At 60.9% G+C, this 23,530-nt stretch carries 27 protein-coding genes and 1 riboswitch; of the genes, 14 read left to right on the forward strand and 13 right to left on the reverse strand.

Annotated elements, in window-relative coordinates:
• Positions 1–90: 90 nt before the first annotated feature.
• Positions 91–822, reverse strand: a complete 732-nt coding sequence (locus tag AGR13A_RS04070) for a helix-turn-helix transcriptional regulator (RefSeq protein ID WP_080833816.1) — start codon at positions 820–822, stop codon at positions 91–93.
• A 133-nt stretch (positions 823–955) separates the two neighbouring features.
• Here AGR13A_RS04070 and AGR13A_RS04075 point away from each other — a divergent pair, with 133 nt between their 5' ends.
• From AGR13A_RS04075 to AGR13A_RS04100, 6 genes are all read left to right on the forward strand, one after another.
• Positions 956–1,585, forward strand: coding sequence for a LysE family translocator (locus AGR13A_RS04075; protein WP_080833818.1), 630 nt, complete (start codon positions 956–958; stop codon positions 1,583–1,585).
• A gap of 119 nt (positions 1,586–1,704) precedes the next feature.
• Complete coding sequence (locus tag AGR13A_RS04080; protein ID WP_035218389.1) at positions 1,705–2,139, forward strand: c-type cytochrome; 435 nt, start codon at positions 1,705–1,707, stop codon at positions 2,137–2,139.
• Positions 2,140–2,223: 84 nt separating this feature from the next.
• On the forward strand, positions 2,224–3,144 hold the full coding sequence (locus tag AGR13A_RS04085; RefSeq protein ID WP_035218385.1) for a cytochrome c: 921 nt from the start codon (positions 2,224–2,226) through the stop codon (positions 3,142–3,144).
• A 185-nt stretch (positions 3,145–3,329) separates the two neighbouring features.
• A riboswitch (cobalamin riboswitch) is annotated at positions 3,330–3,565 on the forward strand.
• Between the two features lie 163 nt (positions 3,566–3,728).
• Positions 3,729–3,911 (forward strand): CbtB domain-containing protein, encoded by a 183-nt coding sequence (locus tag AGR13A_RS04090; protein WP_035218382.1) that lies wholly within the window; start codon positions 3,729–3,731, stop codon positions 3,909–3,911.
• Between the two features lie 11 nt (positions 3,912–3,922).
• Positions 3,923–4,633 (forward strand): CbtA family protein, encoded by a 711-nt coding sequence (locus AGR13A_RS04095; protein ID WP_080833820.1) that lies wholly within the window; start codon positions 3,923–3,925, stop codon positions 4,631–4,633.
• 4 nt (positions 4,634–4,637) lie between these two features.
• Entirely contained in the window at positions 4,638–4,952 is a 315-nt protein-coding gene (locus AGR13A_RS04100) for a hypothetical protein (protein WP_080833822.1), read from the forward strand.
• A 192-nt stretch (positions 4,953–5,144) separates the two neighbouring features.
• On the opposite strand, the gene AGR13A_RS04110 is transcribed toward AGR13A_RS04100, so the two are convergent.
• The 5 genes from AGR13A_RS04110 to AGR13A_RS04130 form a co-directional block, all read right to left on the reverse strand.
• Positions 5,145–5,711 carry a type 1 glutamine amidotransferase family protein gene (locus AGR13A_RS04110; protein ID WP_080833824.1) on the reverse strand — a complete coding sequence of 189 codons (567 nt, stop codon included), beginning with the start codon at positions 5,709–5,711 and terminating at the stop codon, positions 5,145–5,147.
• A gap of 21 nt (positions 5,712–5,732) precedes the next feature.
• Positions 5,733–6,221 carry a GNAT family N-acetyltransferase gene (locus tag AGR13A_RS04115; RefSeq protein WP_035218374.1) on the reverse strand — a complete coding sequence of 163 codons (489 nt, stop codon included), beginning with the start codon at positions 6,219–6,221 and terminating at the stop codon, positions 5,733–5,735.
• 195 nt (positions 6,222–6,416) lie between these two features.
• Positions 6,417–7,364 (reverse strand): prolyl aminopeptidase, encoded by a 948-nt coding sequence (gene pip / locus AGR13A_RS04120; protein WP_080833826.1) that lies wholly within the window; start codon positions 7,362–7,364, stop codon positions 6,417–6,419.
• Positions 7,365–7,447: 83 nt separating this feature from the next.
• Complete coding sequence (locus AGR13A_RS04125; RefSeq protein WP_035218370.1) at positions 7,448–7,861, reverse strand: MerR family transcriptional regulator; 414 nt, start codon at positions 7,859–7,861, stop codon at positions 7,448–7,450.
• A gap of 113 nt (positions 7,862–7,974) precedes the next feature.
• A complete protein-coding gene (locus tag AGR13A_RS04130) occupies positions 7,975–8,328 on the reverse strand; it encodes a hypothetical protein (RefSeq protein ID WP_080833828.1) in 354 nt (117 codons plus the stop codon).
• A 127-nt stretch (positions 8,329–8,455) separates the two neighbouring features.
• Between AGR13A_RS04130 and dmeR the strand changes: the two genes are divergently transcribed.
• Positions 8,456–8,728 carry a Ni(II)/Co(II)-sensing transcriptional repressor DmeR gene (dmeR, locus tag AGR13A_RS04135; protein ID WP_003509296.1) on the forward strand — a complete coding sequence of 91 codons (273 nt, stop codon included), beginning with the start codon at positions 8,456–8,458 and terminating at the stop codon, positions 8,726–8,728.
• Positions 8,729–8,791: 63 nt separating this feature from the next.
• A complete protein-coding gene (gene dmeF, locus AGR13A_RS04140) occupies positions 8,792–9,784 on the forward strand; it encodes a CDF family Co(II)/Ni(II) efflux transporter DmeF (RefSeq protein WP_080833831.1) in 993 nt (330 codons plus the stop codon).
• A 162-nt stretch (positions 9,785–9,946) separates the two neighbouring features.
• Here dmeF and AGR13A_RS04145 read toward each other — a convergent pair whose 3' ends face one another.
• The 5 genes from AGR13A_RS04145 to AGR13A_RS04170 all read right to left on the reverse strand — a co-directional run bounded on the left by AGR13A_RS04145 (position 9,947) and on the right by AGR13A_RS04170 (position 16,461).
• A complete protein-coding gene (locus AGR13A_RS04145; protein ID WP_080833833.1) occupies positions 9,947–10,219 on the reverse strand; it encodes a hypothetical protein in 273 nt (90 codons plus the stop codon).
• Between the two features lie 375 nt (positions 10,220–10,594).
• Positions 10,595–11,707, reverse strand: a complete 1,113-nt coding sequence (locus AGR13A_RS04150; RefSeq protein ID WP_080833834.1) for a quaternary amine ABC transporter ATP-binding protein — start codon at positions 11,705–11,707, stop codon at positions 10,595–10,597.
• A complete protein-coding gene (locus AGR13A_RS04155; RefSeq protein ID WP_003522273.1) occupies positions 11,700–12,608 on the reverse strand; it encodes an ABC transporter permease in 909 nt (302 codons plus the stop codon). Before AGR13A_RS04155 ends, AGR13A_RS04150 begins: the two co-directional genes overlap by 8 nt.
• 246 nt (positions 12,609–12,854) lie before the next feature.
• Positions 12,855–13,865 carry an ABC transporter substrate-binding protein gene (locus AGR13A_RS04165; protein ID WP_080833836.1) on the reverse strand — a complete coding sequence of 337 codons (1,011 nt, stop codon included), beginning with the start codon at positions 13,863–13,865 and terminating at the stop codon, positions 12,855–12,857.
• A gap of 496 nt (positions 13,866–14,361) precedes the next feature.
• On the reverse strand, positions 14,362–16,461 hold the full coding sequence (locus AGR13A_RS04170; protein WP_080836521.1) for a S9 family peptidase: 2,100 nt from the start codon (positions 16,459–16,461) through the stop codon (positions 14,362–14,364).
• Between the two features lie 224 nt (positions 16,462–16,685).
• Here AGR13A_RS04170 and AGR13A_RS04175 point away from each other — a divergent pair, with 224 nt between their 5' ends.
• The 4 genes from AGR13A_RS04175 to AGR13A_RS04195 all read left to right on the forward strand — a co-directional run bounded on the left by AGR13A_RS04175 (position 16,686) and on the right by AGR13A_RS04195 (position 20,166).
• The gene (locus tag AGR13A_RS04175; RefSeq protein WP_035218353.1) at positions 16,686–17,087 is read left to right on the forward strand and encodes a DUF930 domain-containing protein; all 402 of its coding nucleotides are present in this window, start codon (positions 16,686–16,688) and stop codon (positions 17,085–17,087) included.
• Positions 17,088–17,192: 105 nt separating this feature from the next.
• Entirely contained in the window at positions 17,193–18,101 is a 909-nt protein-coding gene (locus tag AGR13A_RS04180) for a dihydrodipicolinate synthase family protein (protein WP_080833838.1), read from the forward strand.
• Positions 18,102–18,162: 61 nt separating this feature from the next.
• Positions 18,163–18,888 carry a polysaccharide deacetylase family protein gene (locus tag AGR13A_RS04185; RefSeq protein WP_080833840.1) on the forward strand — a complete coding sequence of 242 codons (726 nt, stop codon included), beginning with the start codon at positions 18,163–18,165 and terminating at the stop codon, positions 18,886–18,888.
• Between the two features lie 198 nt (positions 18,889–19,086).
• Positions 19,087–20,166: a bifunctional transcriptional activator/DNA repair enzyme AdaA gene (locus AGR13A_RS04195; RefSeq protein WP_080833842.1), complete on the forward strand. Its 1,080-nt coding sequence runs from the start codon at positions 19,087–19,089 to the stop codon at positions 20,164–20,166.
• A 60-nt stretch (positions 20,167–20,226) separates the two neighbouring features.
• Here the strand turns inward: AGR13A_RS04195 and AGR13A_RS04200 are convergent, their stop codons facing one another.
• Positions 20,227–21,423 (reverse strand): AI-2E family transporter, encoded by a 1,197-nt coding sequence (locus tag AGR13A_RS04200; RefSeq protein ID WP_080833844.1) that lies wholly within the window; start codon positions 21,421–21,423, stop codon positions 20,227–20,229.
• A gap of 84 nt (positions 21,424–21,507) precedes the next feature.
• Positions 21,508–22,368 carry a VOC family protein gene (locus tag AGR13A_RS04205; protein ID WP_035218339.1) on the reverse strand — a complete coding sequence of 287 codons (861 nt, stop codon included), beginning with the start codon at positions 22,366–22,368 and terminating at the stop codon, positions 21,508–21,510.
• 273 nt (positions 22,369–22,641) lie between these two features.
• On the opposite strand from AGR13A_RS04205, the gene AGR13A_RS04215 reads away from it, so the two are divergent.
• Complete coding sequence (locus tag AGR13A_RS04215) at positions 22,642–23,052, forward strand: universal stress protein (protein WP_035218337.1); 411 nt, start codon at positions 22,642–22,644, stop codon at positions 23,050–23,052.
• Positions 23,053–23,113: 61 nt separating this feature from the next.
• Positions 23,114–23,434 carry a TraR/DksA family transcriptional regulator gene (locus tag AGR13A_RS04220; protein WP_080833846.1) on the forward strand — a complete coding sequence of 107 codons (321 nt, stop codon included), beginning with the start codon at positions 23,114–23,116 and terminating at the stop codon, positions 23,432–23,434.
• Positions 23,435–23,530: the final 96 nt, after the last annotated feature.

Consider the following 23,530-nt stretch of genomic DNA (forward strand, 5'->3'; position numbering starts at 1 on the left):
CTGGATTCCTGTGACGAGCACAGGAATGAGGGCGGAGAGGGGTTCGCCGGCACGGAACGAAGGTTGCAAGACGTACTAAATCAGTTGCTTTTACGCGCCGGCTTCATTCGTCGTGCGTTCTGACGTTATGTTGCCCGGCTGGTTGCTCTGCCAGCCGCTCATCCACAATTGCCGCAGCTTTTCGCCTTCCATCTTGAAAAAGCTGCCCGTGGTTTCGCAGGCGAGTACCCGGTCCGAGCGGAAGTTGCGGATTGCTTGCCGCAATTCGCACCAGGCGACGATATTGGTCGTTTCCGAATAATAGATCACGGCGATGGGGCGGATTTGCCGCCGCGTCTCCGCGCCGGTTTCATCGCAATAGGTGAGATTCAGCCTCTCCTCGTCGCGCACTGCCCGCCTGACTGTTGAAAGGTCGATGCCGGCGGGCGCGGGGGCGATGCTGCCCCAGGCATGCAGGGCATTGGCGGAGAGCATCTTCGACAGGGGCTCGGGCAGGGATGTGGCGATCTTGTCGCTGACCTTTTTCGCCGCCTGCCGCAATTCGGCATCCCCCGTGCGGGCGACCATGGCGAGCGCAAGCACGATTGCCTCGGTCTCTTCGATGGAAAACATCAGCGGCGGCAGGTTGAAGCCGGGGCGCAGGATATAACCGACGCCGCGTTCCCCTTCGATCGGCACACGCATGGTCTGAAGGGCGGCTATATCGCGATAGACCGAGCGCACCGTCACCTCCAGCGCCTCGGCAATCGTCTGCGCGGTGACAGGCCTGCGCGCCACCCGCAGAATCTGGATGATCTCGAACAGTCTCGACGCCTTGCGCATTGCCGTTTTTTCCGGTTGCTTCACCACGCAACTGACACAACGCTGTCAGTTGGCTTTTCCTATAAACAGAAAAACACATTGAGAAACATATGCTTTCCCGAATGTGCCGCAAACTGTTTTGGGAGATACTGACATGAGTTACGCTGAAAATCTCTGGCTTTTCTTTCTGGTCCTGTTCGGCATCATCATCCTGCCGGGCATGGACATGCTGTTCGTGCTGGCAAGCGCTTTGACGGGAGGCAAAAGAACCGGCCTTTCCGCCGCAAGCGGCATGAGCGCCGGCGGCATCGTGCATTCGCTTTACGGCGCCTTGGGCGTCGGCATGCTGGCCGCCTGGATGCCCTCGCTGTTCCTGCCGCTGCTGGTCTTCGGTGCGGCCTATATGATCTGGATCGGCATCGGCCTGATGCGCAGCGCGATCGTCGTGAACGGCGATGAGGCGCAGGCGAGCGCTTCGGTCAAAAAAGCCTTCTGGCGGGCGGTGCTGACCTGCCTTTCCAATCCGAAGGCCTATCTGTTCATGATGGCGATCTATCCGCAATTCCTCAAACCGGCCTATGGCCCGATCTGGATGCAGGGGCTGGTGATGGGCGCGATGGTGGCGGTGACCCAGTTCACGGTCTACGGCGCGCTGGCGCTGACGGCGGATAAAAGCCGCGCATGGCTGGTTTCCTCGCCGGGTGCGACAATCTTCATCGGCCGCGCCGCCGGTTTCATGCTGATTGCCGCAGCCCTGCTGACGCTTTGGGAGGCCCTGTCCTAGACTTCTGTTTTCACGATAGAATTCACCGCAATGTGACTTCTTTTCGCCATCCGGAAAGGGCATCCTCGCGCCGTTCCATCTAGCGTCCGGTGTCCCAGCCGGAATCAAGGAGAGAGTCTATGAAATTGAAAACCATCGCGGCGGCCATGCTTTTCGGCTGTCTTTGCGCCGGAGCGGTCTATGCTGCCGGCGAAGTCGAAAAACGTGAAGGCATGATGAAGCAGATCGGCGGCTCCATGGGCGCGCTCGCCGCCATCTCCAAGGGTCAGAAGCCTTACGACGCTGACGTCGTGAAAGCCGCCGTGACGGCCATCAGCACCAATGCCAAGGCTTTCCCCGACCAGTTCCCGCCCGGCAGCGAGGCCGGCAGTGCGGCCGCACCCGCCATCTGGGAAAATTTCGAGGACTTCAAGGCAAAGGCCGCCAAGCTGGGCGCGGATGCGGACACGGTTCTTGCCAATCTCCCCACCGATGAGGCAGGCGTCACCACCGCCATGAAGACACTCGGCGCCGATTGCGGCACCTGCCATCAGACCTATCGTCTGAAGAAGTAATCCTTTCAAAACGCCGCTTTCCAGCGGCGTTTTTCAGGCCTGGAAAGACACCTGACCCGGTCAGGTGAGAGTGGGGAGAGGGGCATGTCTTCCATTTGGACGAAGCTTGCGGGCGGGATCGCGATTGCGGCGGTTGCGGGTTATGGTATTTTCGCCTGGGTGACGGCGCCTGAGCGACAGGCACCCAGCCATTGGGTGAGCCTTGGGGAGCCCGATCTGGCCAATGGCGAAACGCTGTTCTGGGCGGGCGGCTGCGCCAGCTGCCATGCCGCACCCGATGCCAAGGGCGATGCGCTTTTGATGCTTTCGGGCGGGCAGGCGCTGAAAAGCCCCTTCGGCACCTTCCATGTGCCCAATATTTCCTCCGATCCGCAACATGGTATCGGCAGCTGGACGCTGGCCGAATTCGGCGATGCGATGACGCGCGGCGTTGGCAGGAACGGTGAACATCTCTACCCGTCCTTTCCCTATGCCTCCTATGCCCGTATGACGCAGAAGGACATCAACGACCTCTACGGTTATCTGAAAGTCCTGCCCGCCAGCCAGAACGATGCGCCGGATCACGATCTGCCGTTCCCCTTCAACATGCGCATGGCGCTGGGCGGCTGGAAATTCCTTTATTTCGACCCCTCGGCGCGGCCCCGCGTCGAGCTTGCCAACGCCAATGCCGAATTGCTGCGCGGCCAATATCTGGTGGAGGGGCCTGGCCATTGCGGCGAGTGCCACACACCGCGCAATGCGCTCGGCGGATTCCAGACGGATAAATGGCTGGCCGGCGGTCCCAATCCGGAAGGCGAGGGCCGTATTCCCGACATCACCCCCGGTTCGCAAAGCATGGGGGCCTGGGCGGCGGCCGATATTGCCAGCTATCTGGAAACCGGCTTCACCCCGGAATTCGACAGCGTCGGCGGCTCCATGGTCAAGGTGCAGCAGAATATGGCGCATCTGACGGCCGATGACCGCGATGCCATCGCCGCCTATCTGAAGGCGATACCGTCGCGGTAACCCTCAGCCGTCATGCCGGACTTGATCCGGCATCCAGCCACGGCGCGTCCGCGCCGTGAGACGTATCTATTGCGATCAAGGACTTGATCGTGCTGGACCCCGGATCTAGTCCGGGGTGACGAAGGTGGAGGCGACGGCGTGCGGTTGGAAAGCAGGCTCACCATTGACTCCCGACCCCGCCCATCGGATAACAATCCTGTGATGGTTCCTTCCGGGCATTCCGGAAGGTGAAAAGGGAACACGATAGGGAGAAATCCTCATTCGTGGCTGCCCCCGCAACTGTGAGCGGAGAGCCTGAAACGAAATGCCACTGGCAAGCCATCTCGCCGGAAACCCAGGGTTTCCAGAGAGGGTGATGCCGGGAAGGTGTTTCAGGTTTTGACCCGTAAGCCAGGAGACCTGCCATCACGGAAATATCCATGCCGGCGGGGTGTCCGGAAGAGCGGAATGTCAGGGCGGTGGGATCAACGCCTCCCTGTGTCAGTCTCGTATCCCCGTGGTGAAGTGTATCGTATGCGGCTCGACGGCCTTTTTCCGTTCGGCCGCGTCCAGAGGCGCGGGGTCGCGCCGCAAGAGGGGTCACCATGTCCATCAACCAGAATACGGCCAATTCAGCCGTTTCCGCAAAAACAACCAGCTTTGCGCAATCGCTGACGGCGATCATGCTTGGCCTGTTCGTTGTCGGTTTTGTCGGCTTTTCCCATGTGGAAGCCGTTCACAATGCCGCGCATGACACGCGCCATGCCAATGCCTTCCCCTGCCATTGAGGGGAAACGGCATGTCGTCTTTTCGCAATATCGTCTTTACCGCCGTTCTCGTCGGCATTCTCGGCGGTTTCGCCGTCTCGGCCATGCAGGCATTTGGCACCACGCCGCTCATCCTTCAGGCGGAAACCTATGAAAGCGCCGGCGAAGCGCCCCACAGCCATGATGCGACGGCCCCCGGTGCTGCCGTTCCCGCCCATGAGCATAACGATGAAGCCTGGGCTCCGGCCGACGGCTTCGAGCGCACCGCCTATACCGTGGCTGCCAATGTTCTCACCGCCATCGGTTATGCGCTGGTGCTGACCGGCCTGATTTCGCTGCGTGGCACGAATGGCGGCTGGCGCGAGGGTCTTCTCTGGGGTGTTGCCGGCTTTGCCGCCGTCATGCTGGCCCCGATGATCGGCCTGCCGCCGGAACTGCCGGGCAGCCCGGCTGCCGCGCTCGAGGCACGGCAGATCTGGTGGCTTGCGACGGTTGCCGCAACCGCAGGCGGCATTGCGCTGATCGCCTTCCGCCGCGAACCCTGGGCCATCATATTGGCGCTGGTGCTGATCGTCGCACCGCATGTGTTCGGTGCACCGCTGCCTCCGGAAGGCGAACATGCGCTGGCGCCGCTGCCGCTCGAGCGTCAGTTCATCGTCGCCGCCACCGTGACCAGCTTCGTATTCTGGGCTTTGCTCGGAACATTGAGCGCGTTTTTCCTGAAGCGCTTCCAGCAGGCGTAAATCCATGCGGGACGCAGCGGAATGGAGTGAGGAACTCGATGCGCTGCGTTTTGCCGTTCCCGGTCACGGCGCTTTCTGCGCCGTGCACCGTCTTGCCTTCAAGGCCGTGCTGGGGCCAAGCCCGTCGGGGCAGGCGGCTCTCACCTTTTTCCACGAGCACGAGGCCGCCTTCGTCGAGGCAGCCCTTTCCAAGATAAAACGTGCAAATTTGCCCGCCGGCCGCAGCCTGCATCTGAACAGCCGCGATATTCGCCGGGCGATTGCCGGGGAGGGTGAGGACCCGGCTGCGCGCATGTGCCGGGTGCTGGATCGGAGGTGATGAATGAGGGTGCCAAGACGCTTGTATTTTGCACCACCTCATTCCTGTGCTTGTCACAGGAATCCAGCCGACGCGCGTCTGCGCAACGAATAGAGTCGTTTCAACCCAAGGACTTGGGCTGGCTAGATTCCTGTGACAAGCACAGGAATGAGGGCGGGCGGGCTTACGTGGCCCACAATATCAGCGTCCGCCTCACCGATGCTCCGCCGCAAAAACCTGAAGTTCCGCCTCGGCTTCCGGACCAAAGAGGCCGAGGTGTTTCAGGATTTCCACAGCGAAACTCACCGGCGCGCTGCCGGCGGCGGTGATGACGCCGCCATCGCTGACCGCTTTCGGCTGGTCGCGATAGAGGTTTTCACCGCTATAGGCCGGATAGGCCTTGTGGGATGCCAGCGAATTGCCGGTATGGGCGACATCGTTCAGCACGCCCGTGCCGCCGAGCGCGCTCGCCGCCGCGCAGATGCCGGCCACCAGCCGGTTCCTGTCGCGAAACCGGTGCACCAGCCCGCCAAGATCGACAGCCGTGCCCTTTTCCCAGCTGAGACCACCGGGAACGATGAGAGCATCGATATTCTCAGGATCGAGCGCATCATAGGACGTGTCAGGCGTCACATTCAGCCCGCCCATGGAGGTTACCGGCCGGCCATCGGGCGTGGCGTAGATGATCTCGACGCCGAGATAGCTGCGTGCTGCGGCAGCAAGCAGCGCCGGTTCCCAGTCCGCAAAATCCTGCGCGAGCGCAATGGCGATCCGTGTCATGGCCGTCTCCGTGGTTTTTAATCAGGCGATGGCCTGCATGTAGCGCATGCCGGTGACCGGGCGGGGCGCGAAATCCATGTTTTCGTAGAAGCGATGCGCCGCGACATTGCCGGTCGTGGCGCTGACGGAAAGATAGTCGCAGCCCAGCCGCTTGGCGATATCGCGGGCGCGGGAAACGAGGTGCTGGCCGGTGCCATGGCCACGATGGCCGTCACGCACGAAGAGATGGTGCAGCTCAAGTCCGCGCTGGCCTTCCTGCGCCCTGTAGAGCGGCAGAAGCAGGGCGTAACCGATCAGCGCGCCATCGGCTTCCGCCACCAGGCCGTGCACCCAGGGCAGGGGGCCGAACAGGTCGCGTTCCAGTTTCGCCGGCGTGATCGCCGCCGCATCGCCATGATAGGAGGCAAGCAGCGTGATCATCTCGTTGAGTTCGGGCAGATCCGTCTTGCGTGCGCCACGAATAATGACGACGGGCGGTCTTTCCAGTGTAAGGGTGCTATCTTCGGTCATTTCTTTGGTCCTTTGGTCTTATCGGTGCCGTCAGGACGCTTGAGAAACAACAAAGCCGCCTGACGGCGGCTTGTTGACAATATGATCTGTCGAGCCGCCCTTAAAGGTAGGCCCAAAAGTACGAGCAGGAGATGGGTGCGCGTTCGTTGATCATGGGACATGCAATGCGCCCGAATCCATAATCTGTCAAGCGGGTCAATTCGCAAATCGCGCGATTGCCGAAACAATGGCTTCTTCCATCCCCGCATCCGCCGTGGAATGTCCGGCCCCGTCGATCATGATCAGCTCGCTTCCCGGCCACGCCGCGGCAAGCTCGTAAGCCGTGACCGGCGGTCCCTGCAGATCCCGCATGCCCTGAATGAGGACACCGGGAATGCCCGCCAGACTGCCGGCGTTGCGGAGAAGCACGCCGTCTTCCAGCCAAGCCGCATGGTGGAAATAATGCGCGCACAGACGCGCCCGCGCGAGCCTGTAGTTTTCATCCTGCCATTTTTCGGGAAAAGCCGAGATGGTCTCTGCGGTGATCGAACCCGCCTCCCATAGATGCCATTCATAGGCCGCCCCGGCGCGGATGGCGGGATCCGCATCGTTCAAAAGCCGGTCATAGGCCGCGACAGGATCGTCCTTCGACATATGATCCGGGATCGCGGCGATAAAGCGCTGCCATTGTCCGGGCAGAAACATCGCCAGCCCCTGATAAAGCCAGTCGATTTCCTTCTGCCGGGTCGTCGTGACACCCGCCAGAACCATGGCGCGGACATGGCGGGGATGGCGCTGGGCATAGGCGAGGGCGAGCGTCGAGCCCCATGAGGTACCGAATATCAACCAGTCATCGAGGCCAAGCGCCACACGAATGGCCTCCATGTCGCCGATCAGGTGCTGCGTGGTGTTGTGCTCAAGGCTGACGGCCGCATTCGGCGTGCTCTGCCCGCATCCGCGCTGATCGAACTGAATGATGCGGTAACGCTGAGGATCGAAATAGCGCCGCGCCGTTGACGATATCCCGGAGCCGGGGCCACCGTGAAGCAGGATCGCCGCCTGTCCCGCCGGATTGCCCGCAATCGTCACATGCAGCCTGTGGCCGTCGGAAACATCGATGAAAATCGTGTCGAAGGGGGCGATTTCGGAAAAGGTCTCTGGCATCCGGCATCTCTTTTGAAGCGATGGCAGGCGCATATATCGCCCGGATGACAGCGGGATGTCAGCGCCGCCGTCTTCTCCGCGTCTCAGTGTTCGCCTTCGCACATGCCATGGTCGGAAAGCGCGCGGATGACATAACAATCCTCGATCGAATGGCCGTGGCAATGGGAGACGATGCGCTCCAGCTCATGCTCCAGCTTCTTCAGGCTGGCGATTTTTTCACGCACATGGGCGAGGTGTTCGGCAGCGATACGGTCCGCCCCTTCGCACGGCATCTGCCGGTGCTGGCTAAGTGCAATCAATTCGCGAATGGCGTCGATATTCAGACCGATATCGCGGGCATGGCGGATGAAGGCCAGCCTTTCGAGATCGGTTTTTTCGTAACGGCGCTGGTTGCCTTCCGAACGGTCCGCCTCACGGATGAGGCCCATCTGCTCGTAATAACGGATCGTCGGCACCTTGACGCCGGTACGTTTGGACAATTCACCGATGGACAGCATCGCTTTCTCCATATCTCCGGCGCAGCGGGAAGAGAGCGGGTTGTTTCCGCCGCTCAGGGCCCGATGCTCTAGTCTCTAGAGATATTACCTTTCAGCCCGCTGTTCAATGGGTGTCAGGCGGCCTCGTCCACGCCGAGCGCCTGTGCCAGGGCCTTCAGAACTTCCGTCTCAAGGCTGGAGGCGGCTTCAGGCTGCGCGACGGCGGCCATTTCCGGCGCGGATGTGCCTGTCGCGGAGGCGCCGCTGTCGAGGTTCCACAAAGCGGCGGCAAGACCGGCGGAAACGCTGGCGGCGGCCGGTGAAACTGCCGTGGCGACGCTTTCCGCGCTGGAGATGGCGCGATGCGCGGCCCGGGTCAGCTCCAGCAGAGCCTCGGTGGTGGAATGGGTTTCCTTGTTTTTCGCCGGTTCAAGGGTCCGGACCGGCGTTGCGTAATAGCTGCTGGTGGTTGCTGCGATAGTCGTCATGACTGAGTCCCCAAGTTCTGATGATGTATTTTTAGGGGCCGAAACATTCGCGAGGATTGCGTCATGCGAGACTTGAACGAAAAAACATCTCAATATAGTATACCCCCCTATAGTATATGAGGTGCCTATGTCCCATACGATCCGCAACAAGGAGAAGCTTCTCGCCCGCATCCGTCGCCTGAAAGGGCAGATGGAGGCGGTGGAGCGCGCGCTGGACGACGCCAAGCCCTGCGGCGAGGTGCTGCAATTGCTGGCTTCGGTGCGCGGCGCGCTTTCCGGCCTCACCGGAGAGGTGATGCAGGAACATCTGCACGAACATGTGGTGCACGCCGAAAATGAAGACGAACGGGCGCGGGCGGCGGAAGAGCTGGCCCAGGTGCTGAAGACCTACATCCGCTAGGGCATCGGCGGAAAGACCAGATGCTTAGACAAGACGCTCTGAAAATCGAACAGGATTAGCGACATGACGACGACATCCGAATTCTCCCATGCGGCCGGCCATGAGCATGTTTTCCTCGGCCAGAATCATGAGCGTAACGAGAGGCGCGTGTGGATGGTGATTGCGCTCACCACCGTCATGATGGTGGCCGAGATCGTTGCCGGCCACTGGTTCGGCTCCATGGCGCTGACGGCGGATGGCTGGCACATGTCCACTCATGCGGGCGCAATGCTGATTTCGGCGCTGGCCTATCTCTATGCCCGCCGTGAGGCGCGCAATCCGCGCTTCACCTTCGGCACCGGCAAGTTCGGCGATCTGGCGGGGTTCGCCAGCGCCATCGTGCTGGCAGTGGTGGCGCTGCTCATCGCCGTTGAAAGCGCGATGCGCCTCGTCAATCCGGTCGAAATCGACTTCAACCAGGCGATCCTCGTTGCCGTCATCGGCCTTGCCGTCAACCTTGTCAGCGCCGTGCTCTTGAAAGACGACCATCATCATGATCACGGCCACGGTCATGGTCACGCCCATGGCTCGCACGCCCATCACGATCACGGTTCGCACGCGCATCACGGTGAGCATGATGCAAAGGGCGGCAGGGACAACAATCTGCGCGCCGCCTATCTGCATGTGCTGGCCGATGCGCTGACCTCGGTTCTTGCCATCGTCGCGCTGCTGCTCGGCAAATGGAACGGCTGGTCTTTCCTCGATCCGGCAATGGGCATCGTCGGCGGTCTGGTCATCGCACGCTGGTCATGGGGGCTGGTCCGCTCCACGGCGACGACGCTGCTCGACGCCGTACCCCAGACGGAAGATCTGCCGCAGGAAATACGCGAAAGCGTGGAAACGGAAGAGGATCGCATCACCGACCTGCATGTCTGGCAGGTGGGGCCGGGGCATCACGCCGCCATCGTGGCAATCCAGTCGCAGGTGCCGAAAGCGCCGGCTTTCTACAAGCAGAAACTTGCAGCCATACATGAACTCTCGCATGTGACGGTCGAGGTCAGTCCGGCAAGGGCCTGATGGGAATCGACTATTTCAGTTTGTTGATCAAGGCGCTTGAATCTCTCCGCGTCATCCTCGGGCTTGACCAGAGGATCCATACCCGCTTGAAGCCTTGGATCCTCGGGTCAAGCCCGAGGATGACGGAGGTAGCGGTAGAGGCAGAGGCTTTGTTCTAAAAGCCTATTCGGTATATTCCGAATAGGCGCTGCGCACCCACTCGGCCTGCGCTTCCACTTCGATCTCGGCAGAGGCCGCAGCAGGCGCGCTGCCATTGCCGACGGCCCACAACACATTGGCCAGCGAATGGGAAAGAATGGTGCTGGAAACGGTCGGGTTGCCGGGGCCACGCTTCACGGCCTGCTCTTCGGGCGCGCTCTGCGCGCTGCCGGCTTTTTCGATGTCGCGGATACGTCCCTGATAGTTGTATCCGCCGATATTGCTTTCGATCTGCATGTCGGTGATTCCGCGTTCAAAAGTTAACGAATGGTTAACGACGGCGACTTGTCCGAAACTTGCGCTTGCTGCGCTGCAACGACGTTCCCGGCTTGACAGCCGGCAAAGGGGTGCTTCGTTTTTGCCTAATGAAGACGGGGCAGGAGGAGATTGCCAGCTTTGTCCCTCGCGGCATTGCAGTCCGGTTTAAATTTCTGGCGCCGTGAACACCTCACTCCCGTCATTCCGGCCTTGAGCCGGAATCCAGCCGACTCGCGTCTGCGCGGCGAGAGAGTCCTTTCAGCCCAAGGACTTGGGCTGGCTGGATACCGGCTCAAGGCCGGTATGACGGAACGAGGAAATCTCGCGGACGCGGCCAATCCGTCCGGTGCCGGATTACGCCGTTTCCTTCTCCACCGGCACAACCGTTTCCTGGAGCTTCTCCGGCTCCTCTGCCGCTTCCGCCTTCACCTCAACCTCAACCTCCTGCGGCGCGGGCGTCACCATGGCCGCCACCAGCGTGTCCAGCCCGATGCTGCCGACGGGCTTTCCGTCCTCGTCCACCACATGCGCGGTCGTCTCGTTGGCTTCCGACATGTCGCGGGCAATGGTTTCCAGCGTCGCGTTTTCCGGCACGGACATGCCCTCGGGGCGGCTTTCAAGCGGCTCCATCACCGTGGTCGCCTGCAGCACGCGGCCGCGATTGACGTCGCGCACGAAGTCGGTGACGTAACCATCGGCCGGGGAGAGAATGATGCTCTGGCCGTCGCCCTGCTGCACCACTTCGCCGTCCTTCAGAATGGCGATATGGTCGCCGAGCCTGAGCGCCTCGTCCAGATCGTGGGTGATGAACACCACGGTCTTTTTCAGTTCCTGCTGCAGATCGAGCAGCATGGTCTGCATGTCGACGCGGATCAGCGGATCGAGCGCCGAATAGGCCTCGTCCATCAGGAGGATATCAGCGTCATTGGCAAGTGCACGGGCAAGGCCGACACGCTGCTGCATGCCGCCGGAAAGCTGGTTCGGATAATAATCCTCGTAACCGGCAAGGCCGACACGCTCCAGCCAGTAGCGGCCCTTTTCCTCGCTTCTGCCGCGCGGTACGCCCTGGATGTCGAGCCCGTAGACGCTGTTTTCCAGCACGGTGCGGTGCGGCAGAAGGCCGAATTTCTGGAACACCATCGCCGTCTTGTGGCGGCGGAACTGCCGGAGCGCCGAAGCGCTCATGCCGCAGATATCCTCGCCGTCATAGAGAACCTCGCCCGCCGTCGGGTCGATCAGCCGGTTGATGTGGCGGATCAGCGTCGACTTGCCGGAGCCGGAAAGGCCCATGACGACGGTGATCTTGCCGCCCGGCATGGTGATGTTGATGTTGTTGAGGCCAAGCACGTGGTTGTGTTTGTCGTTCAGCTCCACCTTGTCCATGCCGGATCGCACCGCTTCGAGGTACTTCTCGGGATGCTTGCCGAAGATCTTGTAGAGGTTGCGGATTTCGATGCTTTTAGCCATGGGAGACCTCGCGGTATTTCTGCAGGCGCTTGCCAAAAGCCTGGCTCGCCCGGTCGAACATGATGGCGATGGCGACCAGAGCGAAACCGTTCAGGAAGCCCACCGTGAAGAACTGGTTATTGATGGCCTGCAGCACGTTCTTGCCGAGCCCGCCGACACCGACCATGGAGGCGACGACGACCATGGCGAGCGCCATCATGATGGTCTGGTTGATGCCGGTCATGATGGTGGGCAGCGCCAGCGGCAGCTGCACATTGAACAGCTTCTGGCCGTTGGAGGAACCGAAGGCGTCTGCCGCTTCCAGCACCTCCCGGTCCACCAGGCGAATGCCAAGGCTGGTGAGGCGAATGACCGGCGGAATGGCATAGATCACCACTGCGATCAGGCCCGGTACCTTGCCGATGCCGAAAATCACCACCACGGGGATGAGATAAACGAAGCTGGGCAGGGTCTGCATCACGTCGAGCACGGGATTGATGAGGCGTTGCAGGCGTTCCGAACGACCCATCAGGATGCCGAGCGGCAGGCCGATGACGATGGCGATCAGGGTGGCGATGGCGACGATGGACAGCGTCGTCATGGCGTCGCGCCAGAGACCGACCGCACCGATCATCAGCAGGGCGAGCGCCGTGCCGCCGGTAATCCTGAAGCTGCGACCGGCCAGATGCACGATGGCGAGAATGATGAGGAGCGTGATGATCCACGGTGTCTGGATGAACAGCCGCTCCGAGGAATTGAGGAAGAGCTGCAGCGGATGCACGATCACATCGATCGCATCGCCATAGTTGCGCACGATGTCGCGAAAACCATCATCGATGGTCTTGCGTGCCACACGCATCGTGGAATTGTCGATGGCCGGGAACTTGCAGAGCATGTCCGGCAGGTAATTGCAGAGGGCCATTATTGTTGTTTTCCCTTTGGGTTATTGGGTGGTGAGCGGTGGAAGCTGGAGCGCGGGGCACCCCCCTCTGTCCTGCCGGACATCTCCCCCACAAGGGGGGAGATCGATCCGAGGCAAAGTCTCGCCCATCAAACACGTTGCGGATTTGTGAGAAGGGTGCGCCAAGCCGATCTCCCTCCTTGTGGGGGAGATGCCCGGCAGGGCAGAGGGGGGTAAGCGGCTTGCGCCGACTCCCCCATCAACCAATCACATCGAAGCCTTGATCTTCTCCGCCACCTCGGCCGGAACCCACTTCGTCCAGATGTCCTCATGGTTCTCGAGGAAATACTCCGCGCCGTCCTCGTTGGTGCCCTGGTTCTCATCCATCCAGGCGAGGATTTCGGCGACCGTCTTGTTGTCCCAGTTGCGGGCCTTGATGTAGTCCAGCGTCACGCCGGCCTTGCCTTCGAAATCCTTGGTGATGACGGTAAAGACATCGGCCACCGGATAGGCGTTGACCTTGGCATCGGCGCAATCGACCTTGGCGGTGCATTCGTCATAATGGGCGCGATCGAGTTCGACGCCGTCATCCAGCTTCACCATCTCATATTTGCCGAGAATGGCGGTGGGCGACCAGTAATAGCCGAGCCAGCCCTGCTTCTTTTCAAACGCATTGGCGATGGAGCCGTCGAGGCCGGCGGCCGAGCCGGTGTCGACCAGGGTGAAGCCCTTTTTGTCGCCCTCGCGCGCCTTGTAGAGATTGGCGGTGGTCACCTGGCAGTTCCAGCCGGACGGGCAATTATGCACGGCGCCCTTGCTGGCGTCTTCCGGGGCAGGGAAAAGTTCGGGATGTTTCAGCGCATCCTCGACGGTCTTGATATCAGGGTGCGCGTCGGCGATGAATTTCGGGATCCACCAGCCTTCGACGCCGCCATCGGTGAGGATTTTAGACGCCTCGATCATGCGGCCTTCCTTGACGGCAGCATCGAGCGGCTCGCGCACGGCGTTCACCCACAATTCGGGCGCCATGTCCGGCTGGCCCTTTTCGTTCATGGAGGCGAAGGTCGGCATGGTATCGCCGCTGACGACATTGACCGTGCAGTCATAGCCGTTTTCCATGATGAACTTGTCGACGTAAGCCGCGACACCGGCGGATGCCCAGTTCATTTCGGCGATGGAGATGCTGCCGCACTCTTCGGCGGCATTGGCGGAATTTGCTGCACCGGCAGCGATGATAAAGCCCGTTACGAGAATGGTCGAGGCGAGGAGTTTCTTCATGTGTAAGACCCCCAAGTCTGATGCAGTGTTTTCAATTGGCAAAGCGGGAGCACTGCAAAGCCCGGATTGCCAAGGGCGAACTGACATGGCGCGTGGAAAAGCCGAAAAATGACGGCAAGAAGAATATCCGCAGAACACGCTGCGGCATTGCCGCAGGATATGCGGCGAAAAGGCGCATGAATATGTCAACGACCGGCATAATACGGCCAAAAAGTGATATTGCAACGCGAAATGGCGCATCGCAGCCATGCGTTCGATTCCCGGAACATTTTTCCGTCTGGCGTAATACTGAAAATATATTTGTAATTTACTGAGGTGTATTTTGAATTTCAGTAGTTTGAAATAAAAATCCGTTATGTCGTTAAGTGGTATTTAAAGAAAAAATACCGGCGCGATTTTGTGGAAAAAATATTCAGAAACGGGTTTTCGAAGGGTATTTTTATACTGTTTTTGGTTCGGGCGACGGCTCTCCGCCGCCCGTTCCGCCATCAGCGGGTCACGCCGCGTCCTTGCCGGCCACCTTCAGCGCAAAGGCATATTCGAAGGCGATTTCTTCCAGCCGCTGGAAACGGCCCGACTTGCCGCCATGGCCGGCCGCCATGTTGGTTTTCAGCAGGATGGGGGCTTCTCCCGTGGTCTTCTCACGCAGCTTCGCCACCCATTTGGTCGGCTCCCAATAGGTCACGCGCGGATCGGTGAGGCCGGAAAGCGCAAGGATAGGCGGGTAAGGCTTCGTACCCACATTGTCATAGGGGCTGTAGGCGGCAATCCAGCCATATTCCTCTGCCGATTCCAGCGGATTGCCCCATTCCGGCCATTCCGGCGGGGTGAGCGGCAAAGTGTCATCAAGCATGGTGGTCAGCACATCCACGAAAGGAACGGCGGCGATGATGCCGGCGAATTTTTCCGGCGCCATATTGGCGACAGCACCCATCAGCATGCCGCCGGCCGAGCCGCCTTCTGCGATGATGCCCCCATAGGAGGTGAAACCCTCCTGAACCAGATGGTCGGCAGCGGCGATGAAATCCTTGAAGGTGTTCTGCTTGGCTTCCATCTTGCCGGTTTCGTACCATTCGAAACCCTTGTCCTTGCCGCCACGAATATGGGCGATGGCATAGATGAAACCACGGTCGGCGAGCGACAGCGTGGTGGTGGAGAAGGAGGCGGGAATGGTGATGCCGTAAGCGCCATAGCCGTAGAGCAGGCAGGGGGCGGAACCGTCAAGCGCCACATCCTTGCGATAGAGCAGGGAGACCGGCACCAGCTCGCCATCATGGGCAGGCGCCATGATGCGGCGGGTGATGTAATCGTCCGGATTGTGGCCGGAGGGCACTTCCTGCGTTTTCAGCAGCGTGCGCTCGCGCGTCACCATGTCGTAATCGAACAGCTGGCTCGGCGTCGTCATCGAGGAATAGGAGAAGCGGATGACATCGGTGTCATATTCCGCCGCGCCATGCAGGCCAAGCGAATAGGCTTCCTCGGCAAAGGCGATCGAATGTTCCTCGCCCGTGCGACGATCGCGGATGACGATGCGCGGCAGGCCATCGCGGCGCTCAAGCCAGATCAGGTGACGGGCATAGGCATCGACGGAGAGAATAAGGCGGCCCGGCTCATGCGGGACGATCTCTTTCCAGTTCTCTTTGCCCGGTGCCGTGACCGGCGCTTCCACAATGCGGAAATCCTTGGCATCGCCGTCATTGGTGAGGATGAAGAAGACATCGCCACCTTCGCACATCGAATATTCGATGCCCTCTTCGCGCTCCGCCACGATAGCAGGCTCGGCGGTCAGGTCTTTGGTGGAGAGAATGCGATATTCGCTGGTCTCATGGTCGTGAATGTCGATGAAGATGAAATCGTCGAGAACCGACGCGCCGACGCCCATGAAGAAACCGGGATCCTTTTCCTCATAAACCAGCCGGTCGGCCGACTGCGGCTCGCCGATGATATGGTGGAAGACCTTGGAGGGGCGGTGGTTCTCGTCCTGCAGCGTATAAAAGAAGCTCTTGCCATCGGGCGCCCATGCGCCGCCGCCGCCGGTGTTTTCCACGACATCGGCAAGGTCTTCGCCGGTCTCGAGGTTGCGGATGCGCAGGGTGAAATATTCCGAGCCCTTGTCGTCATAACCCCAGATGCCGTGACTGTGATCGGAGGACTGGTCGAGACCGGCAAGACGGAAATAATCCTTGCCCTCGGCCTCTTTGTCGCCGTTCAGCAGCACGTGTTTTTCGCCGCCGCCGCGCGGGGTGCGGAAATAATGCGGCTGCTCGCCGCCGGTCACGAACAATGTCCCGTAAGCATAAGGACCGTCATTGACCGGCACGGAGGAATCGTCCTGCTTGATGCGGCCCTTCATTTCCTCGAACAGTTTTTCCTGAAGCGCCTTGGTGTCACCCATGGCCGCTTCCATATAGGCGTTCTCCGCTTCCAGATGGGCGCGGATCGACGGGTCGAGCAGGGTAGGGTCCTTGAACATGGCCTGCCAGTTATCGGCCCGGAACCATGCGTAATCGTCGGTGCGGGTAATGCCGTGATGCGTGTCCTGAACGGGCCGTTTTTCGGCGGTCGGGGCGGCGGGCAGGTTCTTGAAAATCGGCAAGGGAAACTCGCTTTCGTATGAAGAATTCTTGGGCGGCACCAAGATGTAGAGCGGGGCTTGCGGCCGATCAAGTTTCAAATCTCCACAGGCGGAATGCGGCTTGGGCACAATTTCGTCAGCTTTCGATCACATTTTGGCAATATCCGGCAAATCAGCGATGATGGATGCAGGCCGCCCGGCCTGCCGCCCACCACAAGAACAAACGAAAAAACTGACAGGATCCCATGCGAAAGCTTTTTCCCGCTGCCCTTTCTGCCTTTTTCCTTGGCTTGCAGACCTTCACGCCTGCTTTCGCGATCGACGCCAGCGTCATGCGGCAGTTGAACGCGCTTGCCCCCGAGGAGCGGCTGGAACAGCGCTGCGATATCGAGGCGATGGAAAGGATAGCGACCGAGCAGAAGGGCATGCGGCCGGACAAGGTCATCGCCTATACTTTCGGTGATCCGGAAGTTGGCAAGAACTCCATCAAGGCGCCGGGCGCGGTCTTCAGAAGTTCGGGCGAATGGTACAAGCTGAAATACAAGTGCCAGCTGAAGAGCGACAGCCTCAGCATCCAGTCCTTCGATTACCGCGTCGGCGATAAAATTCCCGAGGAGCAGTGGAAGAAGTTGTATCTTTATGACTAACCAAGGATTTTTTCGGTTGCCGGCAGGCGTTTAGCCTCCGCTTTTCTTGCCGCTCCGCCACCGGCTCTGTAACCCTGCTTGCCGATCAAAGCGAGGGAGACGGGCATGGCGCCACGATTCAAGGGACTTTCGGCTTTTCCGATCACGCCGGCCGACGAGGCCGGGCAGGTCGACACACAGGCCTTTTCCGCCCTCATCGAGCGGCTTGATGCGGTCGAGGTGGATTCCGTCGGCATTCTCGGCAGCACCGGCATCTATATGTATCTGCCGCGCGCGGAGAGACGCCGGGCCATCGAAGCTGCCGCGGCGGTCCTCAAGGGCAGGCGCACACTCATGGCCGGCGTCGGCGCCCTGCGCACCGATGACGCCGTGGCCTTGGCAAAGGACGCCGAAGCTGCCGGTGCGGATGCATTGCTGTTGGCTCCCGTCTCCTACACGCCGCTGACGCAGGAAGAGGCCTATCACCATTTCGCCGCCGTGGCCGGCGCAACGGGTCTGCCGCTCGCCATCTACAACAATCCCACCACGACCCGCTTTGCCTTCAGCGACGAGCTTCTGGTGCGGCTTGCCTATATCCCCAATATCCGCGCCATCAAGATGCCGCTGCCGGCCGATTCCGATTATGCCGGTGAGCTTGCGCGGCTGAGGCCCAAGCTGGGGCAAGATTTCGCCATCGGTTACAGCGGCGACTGGGGCTGCGCCGACGCCACGCTTGCCGGCGGCGACACCTGGTACAGCGTGGTCGCCGGCCTGCTGCCGGTTCCTGCCCTGCGGCTGATGCGGGCGGCTCAGGCCGGCAATGCGGAAGAGGCGAAGAGGATCGATGCGGCCTTCCAGCCGCTCTGGGCGCTGTTCAAGGAATTCGGCAGCATCCGCGTGGTTTACGCCGCCGCCAACATCCTGTCGCTGACGGTCAGCGAACCGCCCCGGCCGATCCTGCCGCTCACCAGCGCCGAACGCCAGCGGGTGGAAGAGGCGCTTGAAGCCCTGTCCGGGCTGGAAACCGCGCCATAATTCGGGCGCTTTGCGGGCGGATTGCCACGGAATGATACTGCATTCACTGCGGAAAATGAAAATGATACGTCGCTTCCTCCTTGCTGCCCTGTTCGCTTCCGCCGCGTCCGCCGCCTTAGCGGGGACCGGCCTTGTCGAACCGGCGCTGAAAATGTCGCCGCAGCATGACGGCAAGGTGCGGGTGGCGATGACGCTGGACGCCTGCATGGGCAAGACCGACCACCGCATCCTCGATACGCTGGTGAAAGAGCGCATTCCGGCGACGATCTTCGTCACCGCCCGCTGGCTGAAACACAATGGCGAGGCGCTGGCTACGCTCATGGCGCATCCGGACCTGTTCGAGATCGAAAACCATGGCGAAAACCATGTGCCGGCGGTGGATAAGCCGGTTTCCATCTATGGCATCGCCGCAGCCGGTTCGGAAGCGGCGGTCGAGCAGGAAGTGGAGGGCGGCCGTCAGGCCATCGTCGCCGCCACCGGTCTCCAGCCGCAATGGTTCCGGGGTGCCACGGCCAAATATACCAGATCCTCCATGACCACCATCAACCGGCTCGGCATGCGGGTCGCCGGTTATTCCGTCAATGGCGATGGCGGCTCGCTGCTGGGGGCGGCCGCGACGGCGAAACACATCGCTTCCGCCAGGGATGGCGATGTCATTATCTCCCACATCAACCAGCCCACCCATGAAGCGGGCGAGGGCGTGGTGAAGGGCCTTCTGGCGCTGAAGGCGCGCGGCGTGATTTTCACAAGGCTGGATGACCCGTCCTTCGCACCGCCGGGGAATTGATCTGCGATAGAGCTTTCCTCATTCCTGTGCTTGTCACAGGAATCTAGCCAGCCCAAGTCCTTGGGCTGAAAGGACTCTCCCCGCCGCGCAGACGCGCGCCGACTGGATTCCTGTGACAAGCACAGGAATGAGGGATGAGCCACATCCATGCCCGTTTTTCGGCGGCGTGCCGCTTAAATTTGCGCTAGCATCCTCCCCATGATGCTGTTCAAACGCCCCGACACCGAAACGCTCTATTCCGCCCTTGTGAACAAGGACCCCGCCTATGAGGGCGTGGCCTATGTGTGTGTGACGTCGACCAAGATCTTCTGCCGCTTCACCTGCACGGCGCGCAAGCCGAAGATCGAAAACTGCCGGTTCCGCGAGACCATCGCTGAATGCCTGGAAGCCGGTTTCCGTCCCTGCAAGCGCTGCAAGCCGATGCTCGCCTATGGCACGGCCGATGAGACCGTGACGTCGCTGCTGACGGCGCTGGAAAACGAACCGGCGCGGCGCTGGCGCGAGGAGGATGTGGTGGCGATGGGCCATGATCCGTCCACCGTGCGCCGCACCTTCAAGCGCCGTTTCGGCATGAGCTTTCTGGAAATCGCCAGATTGCGGCGGGTGGGCGATGCGGCGGAAAGCATCGCTTCCGGCGAAGCGGTGATCGGCGCACAGATCGATGCCGGTTACGAATCCGGCAGCGGTTTCCGCTCTGCCATCAACCAGTTCTTCGGCTCTTCCCCCGCCGCCATGAAAGGCAAGGGGTTTTTGAAAGGTGACTGGATCGATACGCCAATCGGCCCGATGCTAGCCATTGCCGACGATCACGCTTTGCATCTCCTAGAATTCGCCGACCGGCCGGCGCTTCCGGCCGAGTTGAAACGGCTGAAGACGCGCACCGGCGCGGATATGGTGCTCGGCCGGACGGCAGTGACCGGCCAGATCGAAGCGGAACTCAAGGCCTATTTCGCCGGGCATTCAGCCGCCTTCGAAACGCGTCTTGCCGGCCACGGAACGCCCTTCGAGCGCGATGTCTGGCGCAGCCTGCGGGAAATACCGGCGGGTGAGATCGTCAGCTATTCCTCGCTCGCAACCGCCATGGACAGGTCGTCCGCCGTGCGCGCGGTCGCGCGTGCCAATGGCGCCAACCAAATCGCCATCGTCGTGCCGTGCCACCGGGTATTGGGCGCGGATGGCAGCCTGACTGGCTATGGCGGCGGGCTGTGGCGCAAGAAATGGCTGATTGAGCACGAGCGCCGCATGGCGAGCGCGCAGGGAATGCCGCTCGCTTCCTGAGCGGCCTTGGCTGCTGGCGCGTGGGGTTTACCCCCCTCTGCCCTGCCGTTGAAGCCGTGCTTAGTCCGGCAGTTTGGGCACCACCCGGCGTGAGGGGAAGAGTTCCCGCGTCACCGTCATGGCGATCAGCGACAGCGGCAGCGCCAGCATGGCTCCGGCCGCCCCCCACATCCACGTCCAGAAGATGATCATCACGAAGACGAGGAAGGGGTTTATCTCCATGTTGCGGCCCACCACCGCCGGAAAGGCGAGGTTTTCCATCAACAGGTGAATGGTGAAGAAGATCGCCGCCGGCAGAAGCGCGAGAATGATGTTGTCATGGGTGATGATGCCCGCCACCGTCAGCGAAATCGTCATGGCGGTGATGCCGAGAAACGGCACGAAGCTGGAGAGGAAGGCGAACAGCCCCCAGAGCAGCGGCATGGCCAGCCCGCCCAGATAGGCGATGACCACCATCGTCACCCCGAGCCCGGCATAGATCAGCGCCGCCGTGGCGAAATAGGTGCCGAGAACCTCCTCCACCGAGGCGATGATGCGGATGGTCCGCAGCCGTTGATGGCGGGCCGGAAAGGCCATGATGATCGCCTTGCGCAGCCGCAGGCGGCTGTAAAGGAACATCAGCAGCGCGGCGAGGAAGATCATGCCCTGAATAACGGCCGGAGTAACATTTGAACCGAGCACGGAAATGATTTCGCCACTGCGCGAAATCAGCGATTCCATCGACATCGAGCCCATGCTGAAGGTTGCCGCCGAGATATTCAGCCATCGCAGGTTTTGCAGATAGGGCAGGAAGCGGTCGATGCTGCGCTCCACCAATGCCGGTCCTTCGGAGGCGAGTTGCGACACCGGGTCGATCAGCGAATTGACCACGAAGAACATCACCGCCGCCACCAGGGTGGAGAGAATGAGCGCGACGCCAAAACCGGGAATGCCGTAGGAGCCGAGTTTTTCGGCGGCAATGCCGAGGATCATTCCCACTACGATCGCCATGACCACGGGAATGAGAATGAGCGACAATTCGTGGATGACGGCCATCATCACGACCAGAAAAATGCCGATTATCGACCATGCCACGACGACATCCAGCGCTTCGCGGCCAAGCGGCTGCTGGCTGCGGGCATCGTCGCGGTGCGATCCGGACGCAAGCCCCTCAAGCGGGTCGGCTCTCGTGGCGCCGGCAACGCCCGTGCCCGCACCCGTGCGGCCACCAATATTGCCCAAATTGCCGGCTTTTTCCGGTCTGGCATTCTCATTCATCGAACTGTCCCCCAATAAGACGACAAACGTTCGAAAAATGAGGCGGTTCCGGGGCGGCGAAAATTTCTGCCGCCCCGTCTTCCTTCAGGCGGAAAGCTTCAGTCCGATCCCCCAGGGATCCTTCAGAACGATGCCGTCGCTCTGCCGTTCCGTGGCGATTTCCAGCCGGTCTAGAGCAGCCGTCGCACGGTCCAGGGCATCAGGCTCATTGAATTTCAGCGAGTAGCCGGAAAGGCCGGTCATGCTGTCCTTGCGGGCCGTGGCGCCACGGCTGTTCCAGATATTGGCCGCCACGTGGTGGTGATAGGCCCCGGAGCCGAAGAAGCTCGCACCCGGATACCGCGCCATGATCTTCAGCCCCAGCACGTCCTGATAAAACTCGTCCGCCTGCGGAATATTGCCGACCTGCAGATGGATATGGCCGATGGCGGTTCCCTCTGCAGCGCCTTCGAACGCCGTCTTCGGCGCGCTGTCGTAAAGCGCCTGAAGATTGAGGCCGAGCGTCGCCATCTCCACCGTGCCGTCCTGCTGATAGGTCCATTCGTCAGGCGAACGGTCGCGGTACACCTCGATGCCGTTGCCTTCCGGGTCGGCAAGATAGATGGCCTCGCTGACCAGATGGTCGGATGCGCCCTGAAGCTGGATGTTGTTATGGGCGGCATGCGCCAGCCAGTGCGCCAGATCCTGCCGGCTCGGCATCAGGAAGGCGGTGTGGAACAGGCCTGCGGCATTGCGCGGCGCGCGTTCCGCCGCAGTCGAGGTGGAAAGCGTCAGCAACGGCTGGCCGTTGACGCCGAGAACCTCGCCGCTCGGGCTTTTTTCGATGACCGAAAGACCGATGATCTTCCGGTAAAAATCCGAAACGCGCGGCAGATCGTGAACGACGAGATGAGCCTGACCGACATAAGCCGGGCGCGTCAGGGCGAATTGTTTGATTTCACTCATCATAATCTCCATATTGAATCTGACGCGCCAAGGGCCGATCGGCGGCCGCCGGCATCGTCCGACGCCGCTTTGCGGCGTTTGTCGAAAGCGAATATGGGCGGATTTCATCGTTCAGCAAAGATCGCCATCCGGCGATTGACCGTCCACAGTTCGTTGACAATGCCCGCCCAAGCATGTCTCCCGGCTTTGACTTCGATCAAGGCGGAGGGCGTGCCGGCGGGGAATATGAGCTTGAGCCAAGAGAAACGGCAGATTACGCCAAAGGAGACAGCCATGTACAAAAAGATCATCGTACCGGTAGACCTCAGCGCCACCGACAAGGGTGAAAAAATCCTCGCCAAAGCCAAGGCGCTGCTGGATGCCGATGGCGAGATCGTCCTCATCAACGTGGTTGAGGAACTGCCCGGCTACATGGCGATCGACCTGCCCGTCGACCTTATTGAAAATGCCATCAAGGACGCCAAGGCGAAACTTTCTGACTTGAAGGCCAAGGTCGGTTTCAACGGCAGCCAGGAAATCCGCAGCGGCGCGCCCGCGCGTGAAATCATTGCCGCTGCCGAAGAGCACAAGGCGGACCTCATCATCATCGCGTCGCATACGCCTGACTTTACCAATTATTTCATCGGCGCCACGGCCGACCGCGTGGTGCGCCACGCCAAGTGCTCGGTGCTGATCGACCGCTAAAGTGAGTTGAAATCTTGGGGTTGCGGGCGATTTTCGCCCGCACCGGCTGGAGGAAAAGACTATGAATGTCGAAAGTTACGAGAAAATCCTGCGAGACCGCCAGCGCGAGCTTTATCGCCGCCTGCACAAAATCGAGGCGGATTTCGAGCAGCCGCGCAATCCCGATGACGATTGCCGCGCCATCGAGCGCAGCAATGACGAGGTGCTGGACGAACTGGGGCAGGTGGGGCAGGACGAACTGCGCGCCATCGACGCAGCACTCGACCGCATCGCAAACGGCACTTTCGGCATCTGCGTCAAATGCGGCAAACCGATTTCGGAAGACCGCCTGAAGGCCGTTCCCTATACGCCGTTCTGCCAGGAATGCGCTGCGGCGCTGTGAGGCGCGGCGTCGCCCCCTCGTTTCTTCTCCTCCCGGGGAGAAGGTGGCTCGAAGGGCCGGATGAGGGGGCAAGCTCTCCGCACATCTCTGCCGTCG

The sequence above is a fragment of the Agrobacterium genomosp. 13 str. CFBP 6927 genome (assembly GCA_900012615.1).
Classification (GTDB): domain Bacteria; phylum Pseudomonadota; class Alphaproteobacteria; order Rhizobiales; family Rhizobiaceae; genus Agrobacterium.

What these genes read in the sequence shown, in the direction of transcription:
- AGR13A_RS04215 (WP_035218337.1), top strand. Translation starts at nt 22,642, where the DNA reads ATGTACAAAAAGATCATCGTACCGGTAGACCTCAGCGCCACCGACAAG.
- AGR13A_RS04080 (WP_035218389.1), top strand. Translation starts at nt 1,705, where the DNA reads ATGAAATTGAAAACCATCGCGGCGGCCATGCTTTTCGGCTGTCTTTGC.
- AGR13A_RS04130 (WP_080833828.1), bottom strand. Translation starts at nt 8,328, where the DNA reads ATGACGACTATCGCAGCAACCACCAGCAGCTATTACGCAACGCCGGTC.
- AGR13A_RS04195 (WP_080833842.1), top strand. Translation starts at nt 19,087, where the DNA reads ATGATGCTGTTCAAACGCCCCGACACCGAAACGCTCTATTCCGCCCTT.
- AGR13A_RS04155 (WP_003522273.1), bottom strand. Translation starts at nt 12,608, where the DNA reads ATGGCCCTCTGCAATTACCTGCCGGACATGCTCTGCAAGTTCCCGGCC.
- AGR13A_RS04075 (WP_080833818.1), top strand. Translation starts at nt 956, where the DNA reads ATGAGTTACGCTGAAAATCTCTGGCTTTTCTTTCTGGTCCTGTTCGGC.
- AGR13A_RS04085 (WP_035218385.1), top strand. Translation starts at nt 2,224, where the DNA reads ATGTCTTCCATTTGGACGAAGCTTGCGGGCGGGATCGCGATTGCGGCG.
- AGR13A_RS04115 (WP_035218374.1), bottom strand. Translation starts at nt 6,221, where the DNA reads ATGACCGAAGATAGCACCCTTACACTGGAAAGACCGCCCGTCGTCATT.
- AGR13A_RS04185 (WP_080833840.1), top strand. Translation starts at nt 18,163, where the DNA reads ATGATACGTCGCTTCCTCCTTGCTGCCCTGTTCGCTTCCGCCGCGTCC.
- AGR13A_RS04150 (WP_080833834.1), bottom strand. Translation starts at nt 11,707, where the DNA reads ATGGCTAAAAGCATCGAAATCCGCAACCTCTACAAGATCTTCGGCAAG.
- AGR13A_RS04095 (WP_080833820.1), top strand. Translation starts at nt 3,923, where the DNA reads ATGTCGTCTTTTCGCAATATCGTCTTTACCGCCGTTCTCGTCGGCATT.
- AGR13A_RS04100 (WP_080833822.1), top strand. Translation starts at nt 4,638, where the DNA reads ATGCGGGACGCAGCGGAATGGAGTGAGGAACTCGATGCGCTGCGTTTT.
- AGR13A_RS04220 (WP_080833846.1), top strand. Translation starts at nt 23,114, where the DNA reads ATGAATGTCGAAAGTTACGAGAAAATCCTGCGAGACCGCCAGCGCGAG.
- dmeR (WP_003509296.1), top strand. Translation starts at nt 8,456, where the DNA reads ATGTCCCATACGATCCGCAACAAGGAGAAGCTTCTCGCCCGCATCCGT.
- dmeF (WP_080833831.1), top strand. Translation starts at nt 8,792, where the DNA reads ATGACGACGACATCCGAATTCTCCCATGCGGCCGGCCATGAGCATGTT.
- AGR13A_RS04205 (WP_035218339.1), bottom strand. Translation starts at nt 22,368, where the DNA reads ATGAGTGAAATCAAACAATTCGCCCTGACGCGCCCGGCTTATGTCGGT.
- AGR13A_RS04175 (WP_035218353.1), top strand. Translation starts at nt 16,686, where the DNA reads ATGCGAAAGCTTTTTCCCGCTGCCCTTTCTGCCTTTTTCCTTGGCTTG.
- AGR13A_RS04125 (WP_035218370.1), bottom strand. Translation starts at nt 7,861, where the DNA reads ATGCTGTCCATCGGTGAATTGTCCAAACGTACCGGCGTCAAGGTGCCG.
- pip (WP_080833826.1), bottom strand. Translation starts at nt 7,364, where the DNA reads ATGCCAGAGACCTTTTCCGAAATCGCCCCCTTCGACACGATTTTCATC.
- AGR13A_RS04110 (WP_080833824.1), bottom strand. Translation starts at nt 5,711, where the DNA reads ATGACACGGATCGCCATTGCGCTCGCGCAGGATTTTGCGGACTGGGAA.
- AGR13A_RS04070 (WP_080833816.1), bottom strand. Translation starts at nt 822, where the DNA reads ATGCGCAAGGCGTCGAGACTGTTCGAGATCATCCAGATTCTGCGGGTG.
- AGR13A_RS04180 (WP_080833838.1), top strand. Translation starts at nt 17,193, where the DNA reads ATGGCGCCACGATTCAAGGGACTTTCGGCTTTTCCGATCACGCCGGCC.
- AGR13A_RS04165 (WP_080833836.1), bottom strand. Translation starts at nt 13,865, where the DNA reads ATGAAGAAACTCCTCGCCTCGACCATTCTCGTAACGGGCTTTATCATC.
- AGR13A_RS04145 (WP_080833833.1), bottom strand. Translation starts at nt 10,219, where the DNA reads ATGCAGATCGAAAGCAATATCGGCGGATACAACTATCAGGGACGTATC.
- AGR13A_RS04090 (WP_035218382.1), top strand. Translation starts at nt 3,729, where the DNA reads ATGTCCATCAACCAGAATACGGCCAATTCAGCCGTTTCCGCAAAAACA.
- AGR13A_RS04200 (WP_080833844.1), bottom strand. Translation starts at nt 21,423, where the DNA reads ATGAATGAGAATGCCAGACCGGAAAAAGCCGGCAATTTGGGCAATATT.